At 73.6% G+C, this 9,779-nt stretch carries 12 protein-coding genes; 5 read left to right on the top strand and 7 right to left on the bottom strand.

Annotated elements, in window-relative coordinates; genetic code table 11:
• Positions 1–137: 137 nt before the first annotated feature.
• The 5 genes from LCD33_RS27620 (at position 138) to LCD33_RS27600 (ending at position 4,998) form a co-directional block, all read left to right on the top strand.
• Positions 138–968, top strand: coding sequence for an undecaprenyl-diphosphate phosphatase (locus LCD33_RS27620; protein WP_224962634.1), 831 nt, complete (start codon positions 138–140; stop codon positions 966–968).
• Between the two features lie 103 nt (positions 969–1,071).
• Positions 1,072–1,761 (top strand): histidine phosphatase family protein, encoded by a 690-nt coding sequence (locus tag LCD33_RS27615; RefSeq protein ID WP_224962636.1) that lies wholly within the window; start codon positions 1,072–1,074, stop codon positions 1,759–1,761.
• On the top strand, positions 1,758–2,216 hold the full coding sequence (locus LCD33_RS27610; RefSeq protein WP_224962639.1) for a DUF6314 family protein: 459 nt from the start codon (positions 1,758–1,760) through the stop codon (positions 2,214–2,216). The genes LCD33_RS27615 and LCD33_RS27610 overlap by 4 nt, the downstream gene beginning before the upstream one ends.
• A 299-nt stretch (positions 2,217–2,515) precedes the next feature.
• Complete coding sequence (locus tag LCD33_RS27605; RefSeq protein WP_224962653.1) at positions 2,516–3,667, top strand: RtcB family protein; 1,152 nt, start codon at positions 2,516–2,518, stop codon at positions 3,665–3,667.
• A gap of 152 nt (positions 3,668–3,819) precedes the next feature.
• On the top strand, positions 3,820–4,998 hold the full coding sequence (locus LCD33_RS27600) for a macrolide family glycosyltransferase (RefSeq protein WP_224962641.1): 1,179 nt from the start codon (positions 3,820–3,822) through the stop codon (positions 4,996–4,998).
• Between the two features lie 198 nt (positions 4,999–5,196).
• Here LCD33_RS27600 and LCD33_RS27595 read toward each other — a convergent pair whose 3' ends face one another.
• From LCD33_RS27595 to LCD33_RS27565, 7 genes are all read right to left on the bottom strand, one after another.
• On the bottom strand, positions 5,197–5,769 hold the full coding sequence (locus tag LCD33_RS27595) for an acireductone dioxygenase (protein ID WP_224962643.1): 573 nt from the start codon (positions 5,767–5,769) through the stop codon (positions 5,197–5,199).
• 13 nt (positions 5,770–5,782) lie between these two features.
• Positions 5,783–6,418 carry a methylthioribulose 1-phosphate dehydratase gene (gene mtnB / locus LCD33_RS27590; RefSeq protein WP_224962645.1) on the bottom strand — a complete coding sequence of 212 codons (636 nt, stop codon included), beginning with the start codon at positions 6,416–6,418 and terminating at the stop codon, positions 5,783–5,785.
• On the bottom strand, positions 6,415–7,134 hold the full coding sequence (gene mtnC / locus LCD33_RS27585; RefSeq protein ID WP_224962647.1) for an acireductone synthase: 720 nt from the start codon (positions 7,132–7,134) through the stop codon (positions 6,415–6,417). Before mtnC ends, mtnB begins: the two co-directional genes overlap by 4 nt.
• A complete protein-coding gene (locus LCD33_RS27580) occupies positions 7,131–8,198 on the bottom strand; it encodes a s-methyl-5-thioribose-1-phosphate isomerase (protein WP_224978451.1) in 1,068 nt (355 codons plus the stop codon). Before LCD33_RS27580 ends, mtnC begins: the two co-directional genes overlap by 4 nt.
• A gap of 134 nt (positions 8,199–8,332) precedes the next feature.
• The gene (locus LCD33_RS27575) at positions 8,333–9,133 is read right to left on the bottom strand and encodes a putative protein N(5)-glutamine methyltransferase (RefSeq protein WP_224962651.1); all 801 of its coding nucleotides are present in this window, start codon (positions 9,131–9,133) and stop codon (positions 8,333–8,335) included.
• Positions 9,134–9,266: 133 nt separating this feature from the next.
• Entirely contained in the window at positions 9,267–9,587 is a 321-nt protein-coding gene (locus tag LCD33_RS27570) for a hypothetical protein (protein WP_224978450.1), read from the bottom strand.
• A partial coding sequence (locus LCD33_RS27565; protein WP_224978449.1) for a hypothetical protein occupies positions 9,584–9,779 on the bottom strand: 196 nt, incomplete at its 5' end. The genes LCD33_RS27565 and LCD33_RS27570, both read right to left, overlap by 4 nt.

Genomic DNA, 9,779 nt, shown 5'->3' with positions numbered 1-9,779 from the left:
CTGGTGGCCGCTGCGGTGGGGCGGGACGGGGCAGGTGCGGGCGGTGATGCAAGATTTGCGCTCAGGACGAGGCGTCGCCCTGGTCGCGGAACCGGTGCGGGCCCGATTCATCTCTCACAGCACTGGAGTGGGTTCAGTTGTCGTGGTTGCAGGCCATGGTGCTCGCCGTGGTCCAGGGTCTGACCGAGTTCCTGCCGATCTCGTCGTCGGGGCACCTGCGGATCGTCTCGGAGTTGTTCTTCGGCGATGACGCGGGCGCCTCGTTCACGGCGGTGACGCAGATCGGTACCGAACTGGCCGTGGTCATCTTCTTCATCAAGGACATCGTCCGGCTGATCGGCACGTGGTTCCGCGGCCTGGTCGACGCCGAGGTGCGGCGCACCCAGGACTACCGGCTGGCGTGGTACGTGATCGTGGGAAGCATCCCGATCGGGGTGCTGGGCCTGCTGTTCCAGGACTACATCCGCGGGGCGCTGCGCAGCCTGTGGGTGACCGGCGCGATGCTGATCGTCTTCGGTGTGCTGCTGGGGCTGGCGGAGCGGTTCGGCAGGCAGCAGCGGGCGCAGGACGGCCTGACGCTGCGCGACGGCGTGCTGATGGGACTGGCGCAGGCGCTGGCGCTGATCCCCGGGGTGTCCCGGTCCGGCGGCACGATCACCGCCGGGCTGTCGCTGGGCCTGACTCGGCCGACGGCGGTGCGGTTCTCGTTCCTGCTGGCGATCCCGGCGGTGTTCGCGGCCGGGCTCTCGGAGATCCCGCACGTGTTCGAGGGCGGCGGGCCTGGCCTGCAGCCCTCGGGCGTGCAGATGATCGTGGCGACACTGGTGGCGGGCCTGGTCGGCTACGCGTGCATCGCGTGGCTGCTGCGGTTCGTGGAGCACCACAGCGTGTACCTGTTCGTCTGGTACCGGATCGGGCTGGGCCTGCTGGTGTTCGCGCTGCTCGGGCTCGGCGTCATGCAGCCCTGATCGTGCTCGGCCCCCGGTGGCCCGGTGCCCGCACGGCGCCGGCCCACCGTCGTGCTCGGGTGGGGTTCGGCGCGGTCCGCGGCGGGGCCTACCCTCGGTTTCCGTGGCGACACTCATCCTGCTCAGGCACGCACGGTCGGCGGCGAACGGTTCGGGGGTGCTGGCCGGGCGCAGCCCGGGCGTGGGCCTGGACACCGCGGGGAACGCGCAGGCGGCGGGCCTGACCGGGCGGCTCGCGGAGGTGCCGATCTCCTCGCTGGTGGTCTCCCCGCTGCAGCGGTGCGGCGAGACGGTGCGGGAGTTCGCCGCGTCCCGCGAGCTGGCACCGGTGGTGGACGAGCGGCTCTCCGAAGTGGACTACGGCGACTGGACCGGCCGGAAGATCTCCGAGCTGACCGCCGAACCGCTGTGGTCGGTGGTGCAGCAGCACCCGTCCGCGGCGGTGTTCCCCGGCGGGGAGGGTCTGGCGCACGTGCAGGCGCGGGCGGTCGCCGCGATCCGCGAGCACGACGCGCGCGTGTCGGCGGAGTTCGGGGCGAACGCGGTGTGGGCGGTCTGCTCGCACGGCGACGTGATCAAGTCGGTGCTGGCGGACGCGCTGGGCGTTCACCTGGACGGGTTCCAGCGGATCGTGGTCGACCCGTGCTCGATCAGCGTGGTGCGCTACACCGAGACCCGCCCGTTCGTGCTCAAGATCAACGACACCGGTTCGGACGTGTCCGGGCTGCTGCCGCCGAAGGAGGCCGCGTCCTCGGACGCGGTGGTGGGCGGTTCCACCGGCGCCTCGGCGTGACCGAGCCGCTCCCGGTCCCGGACCTGGCCCCGGTTCCCGTCCCGGACCTGGCGGAGTACTTCGCGGGCCGGTGGGTGCTGCGGCGCGACATCGCCGACGACGCGGGCGCGCGGCTGGGCGGTTTCGCGGGCGAAGCGGAGTTCACCGCCGGGTCCGGCGAGCTCGTGTACCGCGAGACCGGGGAGCTGGAGCTGGGCGCGCACCGCGGCCCGGCGCAGCGGACGCTGCACTACCGGCTGGTCGACCCGGCCACCGCGTCGGTGCACTTCGACCACGGCGGCTACTTCCACGACCTGGACCTGCGGTCCGGGCGCTGGCGGGTGGAGCACCCCTGCCGGGCCGACCTCTACCGCGGCGAGTACGCGGTGCACGGCCCCGGCTCCTGGTGGCAGCGCTGGCACGTGGCGGGCCCGGCGAAGGCCCACGTCCTGACCACCGAGTTCACCCGGGCGTGAGGCCCGGCCGCGGAAATCCGGTTGCGGCCCGCCGCGGCCGGACCGCATGATCGACGAGTCGTTCGAGCGCGGGGGAGGTGGTCGCGTGGCGCCGGTCCGGTGGCGAATCCGCTCGTGTCCCGTCCTGCCCGCGCGTCGTGGCGTCCGCTGACGCCCGTCGTTCTCGCGTGCTGGTGCCCGGGCCCGAGCGGCCCGGGTTTTTCGTCTTCCCGCCCCGGAGACCCGTCGGGTCCGGTGGCGGTTCTTCCTAGGAGGTCGTGGTGGTCAGCGTGGTGCCGGGCAGCGGGGTTCCCATCCGGATGTGGGCGGACCCGTCCCGGGTGGAGGACGCGGCGATGGCGCAGCTGCGCAACATCGCCGACCTGCCGTGGGTGCACGGGCTGGCGGTGATGCCGGACGTGCACCTGGGCAAGGGCGCGACGGTCGGCAGCGTCATCGCGATGCGCGACGCGGTGTCCCCGGCCGCGGTCGGGGTGGACATCGGCTGCGGGATGAGCGCGGTGCGCACCTCGTTGCGAGCCGCGGACCTGCCCGACGACCTCGGCCGGCTGCGGCGGCGCATCGAATCGGCGGTGCCGGTCGGGTTCGCGATGCACGACGAACCGGTGGACACCGGCCGGGTGGCCGGCGAATCGGGCTGGGACGGGTTCTGGGGCGGCTTCGAGGAGCTGCACGACGGGGTGCGCGGCAGGCGGCAGCGGGCGCTGCGGCAGCTGGGCAGCCTCGGCGGCGGGAACCACTTCATCGAGGTGTGCCTGGAGCAGGGCGGCGCCGACGAGGGCCGGGTGTGGCTGATGCTGCACTCGGGTTCGCGCAACATCGGCAAGGAGCTCGCCGAGCGGCACATCGAGGTGGCGAAGTCCTTGCCGCACAACGCCGACCTGCCGGACCGGGACCTGGCGGTGTTCGTGGCGGGCACCCCGCAGATGGCGGCCTACCGGCGCGACCTGTTCTGGGCGCAGGAGTACGCGCGGCGCAACCGGGCGGTGATGGTGTCGCTGGTGCAGCGGGCGCTGGCTGCCACAGTGCCGGGCACCCGGTTCGACGAGCCGATCTCCTGCCACCACAACTACGTCGCCGAGGAGACCTACGGCGGGGTGCCGCTGCTGGTGACCCGCAAGGGCGCCATCCGCGCGGGCAGCGGCGAGCTCGGGATCATCCCGGGCAGCATGGGGACGGGATCGTTCATCGTGCGCGGCCTCGGCAACCCGGAGTCGTTCGCCTCCGCCTCGCACGGCGCGGGGCGGGCGATGTCGCGGTCGAAGGCGCGCCGGACGTTCACCGCCGCCGACCTGGCGACCCAGACCGCCGGGGTGGAGTGCCGCAAGGACGCGGGCGTGGTCGACGAGATCCCGTCCGCCTACAAGGACATCGACGAGGTGATCCGGGCGCAGACCGACCTCGTCGAAGTCGTCGCCCACCTCAAGCAGGTCGTCTGCGTGAAGGGCTGATCGCCGCAGCGGGCGAGCGCAGTGACCATCCGATGTCGAGAGCACGCGCGGTGTGACGATCACCGCACGGCTCCCCGCGCACCTCGCCGAGCGGGGAGGGGCAGACTGGACCGGTGCGGGCCGAACGGCCGATACCGATCGCTAGGGGAATCGTGAACAAGCACATCGCCGTGGTCACCGTGCCCGGCCACGGGCACATCAACCCGACCCTGCCGCTGGTGGAGGAGCTCACCCGGCGCGGCAACCGGGTCAGCTACGCCACCGGGCAGAGCATGCTCGAGCTGGTGGAGGCCGCGGGCGCCGACGGGGTCGAGATGCCCTCGACGCTGCCGTCGGTGCGGCCCGGCATGCAGATGACCGTCGACCTGATGGCCGGGATGCTGGAGTACCTGCACGGGGAGAGCCGCAACGCGCTGCCGGTGCTGCTGGAGCGGTTCTCCGCGGACCGGCCCGACGTGGTGTGCGTCGACATGCTCACCCCGGCGGGCCGGCTGCTCGCGCAGAAGCTGGACGTGCCGATCGTCCCGCTGGTACCCAGCTTCGCCGCGAACGAGCAGGTGTCGCTGCAGCAGCGGTCGGTGCCCGCGGACTTCGACCCGCAGCACCCGGCGCTGGTGAAGGCTGCCGCGCTGTTCCAGGAGCTCGGCGAGGAGTACGGGCTCTCCGGCGACCAGTTCCCGATGCGCCCGGTACCCGGTGCGGACAGCGTGGTGTTCCTGCCGAAGTCGTTCCAGTTCGGCGGGGAGACCTTCGACGACGGCTTCCACTTCGTCGGCCCGTGCCTGGGCAGCCGCGCCGAGCAGGACTACACCCCGGCCGACGAGCAGGCGCCGCTGCTGTTCATCTCGCTGGGAACCGGGTTCAACGACCGCCCGGACCTGTACCGCACGTTCCTGGAGGCCTTCGGCGGCACCCGCTGGCAGGTCGCGATGTCCATCGGCGGTGTGGTGGACGTCGCCGAGCTCGGTGAGATCCCGGCGAACTTCGACGTGCGGCCCTCGTTCCCGCAGCTGGGGGTGCTGCGGCGCGCTTCGGCGTTCGTCACGCACAACGGGATGGGTTCGACGATGGAGGCGCTGGCCTACGGGGTCCCGATGGTGGGCGTCCCGCAGATGATGGAGCAGGCCGCCAACGCCGACCGCGTCACCGAACTGGGCTTGGGCCGCAGGTTGCCGGAGGAGGAGATCACCGCGCAGAGCGTGTTCGCCGCGGTGGAGGCCGTCGCCTCCGACGAGGACATCAGGGCCAACCTGGCCGGCATGCGCGCCGACATCGCCGCCGCCGGCGGCCCCGTCGCGGGCGCGGACGTCATCGAGAACGCCTGCCGTTGACCCGCGGGTGGGTGGCCCACCGGTCCGGCAGGACCGGCCGGGCCGTGCACCACCCCACGACCTCGCGCGGCGGATTCCCCTCCTAGCGGCGGAGGTGCTGCGCGGCCGACCACCCACCCGCGGTTTCTCAGCGGTGCCCTCGCGAGGGCACCACTGAGGTTCCGCCACCCGGCCCGGCTCCCGACGGGAAGCGGACCGTCAGCGGTCTGCCATCAGGTCGTCGAAGGTGGGGAACTTCTCGGCGGTGTCGGTGTTGAGGAACTCGCCGATCCACCCGTCGTCGTCGTGGAAGAAGCGGATCGACACGAAGTCGGGGCTGGTTCCCATGTCGAACCAGTGCGTGGTGTTGGCGGGCACGCTGAGCAGGTCCCCGGCCTCGCACAGCACCGCGTACACCTTGCCGTCGAGGTGCAGGTAGAACACCCCGGCGCCGCGGGCGAAGAACCGGTCCTCGTCGTCGTCGTGGGTGTGCTCGGACAGGAACTTCTCCCGCGCGGCCTTGGCCTTCGCCGGCCATTCGGGGTCGGCGGAGGGCCGCATCGCGATCGCGTCGACCTTGATGTAGCCCTCGCTGTCGATGACCCGGTCCACTTCGGACCGGTAGGCGTCGAGGACCTGCTCGGAGGTGGCGTCGGCGGGCAGCTCCCGCAGCTGCCAGCGTTCGAAGCGCACCCCGAACTCCTTGAGGACGCCACCGATCTCGGCGGGGTCCTCGGTGCGCAGCGTGGCGGTGCCCGGGTCGGTGTCGTCCCAGACGGTCAGCAGGGTCATGCGGTTCTCCTGTTCACGAGGTGTGCTGGTCGGCGGCGAGGGCGAACGAGGTCAACCACTCCAGGCATTCGGTGCGGTGCCGCGCCTGGGCGAGGTCGTCGCCCCACACGTACACGCCGTGGCCCGCGACGACCAGCGCCGGGGTCGCCGGGTCGAAGACCTCGTCGAAGCGGTCGCCGAGCCAGGTCATGTCCTGCCCGTTGGGCACGACCGGCACGGTCACCTCGTCGTCGTGGGCGCCGCGGCCGAGCCCTTTGAGCATCTCCAGGTCGCGCAGCACGATCCCGCCGGGCCAACGGGCGGCGGCGAGCACCGGGGCGATGACGTGCACGTGCACCACGGCTCCCGCTCCGGCGCGGGCGGCGACGCGCGCGTGCAGCCCGGCTTCGGCGGACGGCCGCCGGCCGGGCCGCGGCTGGTCGGGGACGGCGGCGCCCGCCGCGTCGACGACCACCACGTCCTGCGGGGTCAGTTCGCCCTTGTCCCGGCCGCTGGTGGTGACCGCCAGCCGCAGCGGGTCGGTGCGCAAGGTGACCGACAGGTTCCCGGAGGTGCCGCGCATCCAGCCGAGCCCGGCGAACCGCGCGGATTCCGCGGCCAGCGCCGCCCCGGCGGCGTCGAGCTCCCCGGCGGTGATGGGGGCGCTCATGCGGGCACCTCGATGCTGATGTCGTCGAAGGTGGTGACGGTGCGGTGCGCGCCGAAGTCGGCGTCGGCGAACGGTTCGCCGGGCCGGGCGAGCCCGACGGTGCGCCACCCGGCTTCGGCGGCGGCGTCGAGCTCCGCGGGCACGTCGGAGGCGAACAGCACGTCACCGGGGTCGGTGCCGAGGACTTCGGTCATCGCCCGGTAGGAGCGCGCCTCCCGCTTGGGCCCGGCGTTGGTGGTGTCGAAGTGGTGCTGGAACAGGTGCCGCAGGTCCCCGTCGCTGGTGTGCGAGAACGACGCGATCTGCGCGGCCACCGACCCGGAGGAGAACACGGCCAGCCCCGCGCCCTGGTCGTGGAAGTGCAGCAGGGCGCCGACGACGTCGGGGAACAGCTCGGTGGTCAGCTCCGCGTCCGCGTAGCCCTGCCGCCAGATGAGGCCCTGCAGGGTTTTGAGCGGGGTGGCCTTGCGGTCGGCGTCCATCCAGGCGTGCAGCACCGCCACGACCGCGTCGGTGCCGGCGTCGGCGGGCAGGCCCGCTTCGGCGCGCACGTCGGCGACCGCGGCGCCGACCTCCGGGTCGTCGGGGTGCTCGTCGATCCACGGGCCGAGCCTGGGGCGGGCGTAGTCGTAGAGCACTTCGCGGACCTGGCTGGTCGGGGTGACCGTGCCTTCGATGTCGATGACGACCCAGCGGGCCGCTACCGGTTCGGTCATGCCTGTTCCCCCTGGTCGTGGGTGGGGTGCTCGTACCCGGCGAGCGCGCCGGGGGCGAACGGGCCCTGGTCGGTGACGACGGTGGTGACGAACCGGGGCGGGGTCACGTCGAACGCGGGGTAGTGGCCCCGGACGCGTTCGCTGGCGGTGCGCCGCCCGAGGGTGTGCAGCACTTCGTCGCCGTCGCGGTGCTCGATCGGCACGTCCGCCGCGGTGGGGGATTTCGGGTCCGGTTCGTGGCACAGCGCGTGGTACGGCACGCCGAAGGCGTGCGCGGCGACGGCGAGCTGCAGCGTGCCGACCTTGTTGATGACGTGCCCGTCGAGGGTGACCCGGTCGCTGGCGGTGATCAGCGCGTCCACCTCGCCCCGGCTGAACAGCGAAGCGCCCATGCCGTCGGTGATCAGCGTGGTGGGTACGCCCATCTCGGCGAGGGTTTCGGCGGTGAGCCGGGCGCCTTGCAGGTAGGGGCGGGTTTCGGTGCAGTAGAAGGTGAGTTCCTTGCCCGCGCGCTGGGCGGCGGCGACCGTCTCGGTCAGGTACAGGTCGCCCCAGCAGTGGGTGAGCACCCGGGCGCCGTCGGGCAGCAGCCGCGCGGCGGCCTCACCCATGGCGCGGCTGCGCCCCCGGTAGTCGGCGTCCCCGGCGCGCGCCCCGGCCAGCGCGGCGGCGGCGAGTTCCGCCGGGGAGTCCTCGCCGCGGGCGCGGGCGGCGTCGACGGCGTCGAGCACGAACGCCGCGGCGAGCCGCTGGTGGTCGTTGGTGGGCCGGGTGGCGATGAGCCGGTCCGCGGCCGCGCGAACCCGTTCGGTGACCTGGTCGGGCGCGTCGGCGGCGGCGTGGCGGGCGGCCAGCGCGAGGCCCCACAGCGCGGCGAAGTACGGGCCGCTGGACTGGGTGACCATGTCCTCGATGGCGCGGGCGACCTGCTCGACGTCGCGGGCGTGCACCCAGGTGCGTTCGAACGGGAACACCCGGCGGTCCAGCAGGTGCACGCCGTCGTCGGCGAGCCGAACGCTGTCGGCCAGCACCGGCGGCGTCGCCGGGTCGGTGATCAACGGCATCTGCGTCCTCTGTGGATAGTCGTCGACCGGTGGAAGATCAGATCGCTCAGATTACTGAGGCGACCCCCCGGTGGCGCAACTTCTTCCAGATCCCGGGACTGCCGGATGCGCATGCGTTTCCGCATCGGGCGAGGTCAGCGGGTGCTGCCGCGGACCACGGTGCCCGCCACGTCCGGGTCCTCGGTGGTGTGCGGGAGCAGGCCGTGCCGGGTCATCGCCGCGGCCGTTCCCGCGGCCTGCTCGGTGCTGGTCTCGATGAGCAGGACACCGCCGGGGGCGAGCAGGGCGGGTGCGGCGGCGGCGATCCGCCGGTGCAGGTCGAGCCCGTCGTCCCCGCCGTCGAGGGCGGTCGCCGGTTCGTGGTCGCGCGCTTCCGGCGGCATCAGCGGGATCCGCGCCGTCGGCACGTAGGGCGCGTTGACCGCCAGGACGTCCACCCGGCCGAGCAGCGCCGCGGGCAGCGCCCGGTCCAGGTCACCGGCGTGCACCCGCTCCGGGGGCAGGTTGCGGCGGGCGCAGCGCACCGCGGCCGCGTCGATGTCGGCGGCGTGCACCACCGCCGCGGGCACAGCCACCAGCACGGCGGCGCCGACCGCGCCGGAGCCGCAGCACAGGTCCACCACCAGCGGTTCCGGGCCGGCGGCGCGGGCGGCGTCGATGGCCTCGCGGGCTAGGAGTTCGGTGCGCCGCCGCGGGACGAACACGCCCGGCTCGACCGCGATGCGCAGCCCGAGGAATTCCGCCCAGCCCAGCACCTGCTCCAGCGGCAGGCCCTCGGCCCGCCGCCGCACCAGCTCGGCGAGGTCGCCCGGGCCGGCGGCCGCCGCCAGCAGCAGCCGGGCCTCGTCCTCGGCGAAAACGCAGCCCGCCGCCCGCAACCGGGCCACGACCTGGTCGAACCGGTCCGCCGCTGACGACGGGGATGGCTGGGACAACGGGCGACCTCCGGAGGTGCGCGGTGGGACCTTCCGAGGATCCCGCGGGGAGCGGGCGGCCGGTGGCCGCGCACGCGACGACGCGGCGGCCGAGCACCGGGTTCGGGCTCGACCGCCGCGTCGGGGAAGAACGTCAGCGGCGCTTCTTCGGCGGGTCCTTGCGCAGCAGGTCCGGGCCGATGATGCGGCCCACGACCCTGCGCGCCAGGCTGCGGCGCTTGGCCGGCTGCCGCGGCGGGGCCTTCGCGGGCGGCGCGGCCGCGGTGTCCGGGACCGGCGGGGCCGCGGGGGCCTCCGGCGGGGTCACCGGGATGAGATCGGCGAGCGTGCCGGACGGGGACTTCGGTGGCACCTCCTCGATGGTGCCCGCCCGCGCGGCCGGTGGGTCCGGATTGAGCCGCTTGGCGAACTCCGGCCGCTCTTCCCGGATCGCCGGGATGTAGGGCTGGGTCACCTCGACTCGATCCGGCCTCGGCGCCGGCGCATCCGGGCGGGGCAGGAAGTCCTCCGGGCGCGCCGCCGGGCGGGCTGGGCGTGGGTGGTCAGCAGCGCGCCGCCGACGCCGCTGCCGACGTCGAGCAGCGGGCCGCCCCGCGCCAGGCGGTCCTGGTAGTCGGGCAGGGCCTGGTAGAGCACCTGGTAGAGC

This window comes from Saccharopolyspora sp. 7B (assembly GCF_020177435.1).
GTDB classification, from domain to species: Bacteria; Actinomycetota; Actinomycetes; order Mycobacteriales; family Pseudonocardiaceae; genus Saccharopolyspora_C; species Saccharopolyspora_C gregorii.
Note: the sequence above shows the minus strand (reverse complement) of the source record. Positions and strands in the feature narration are given on the sequence as shown.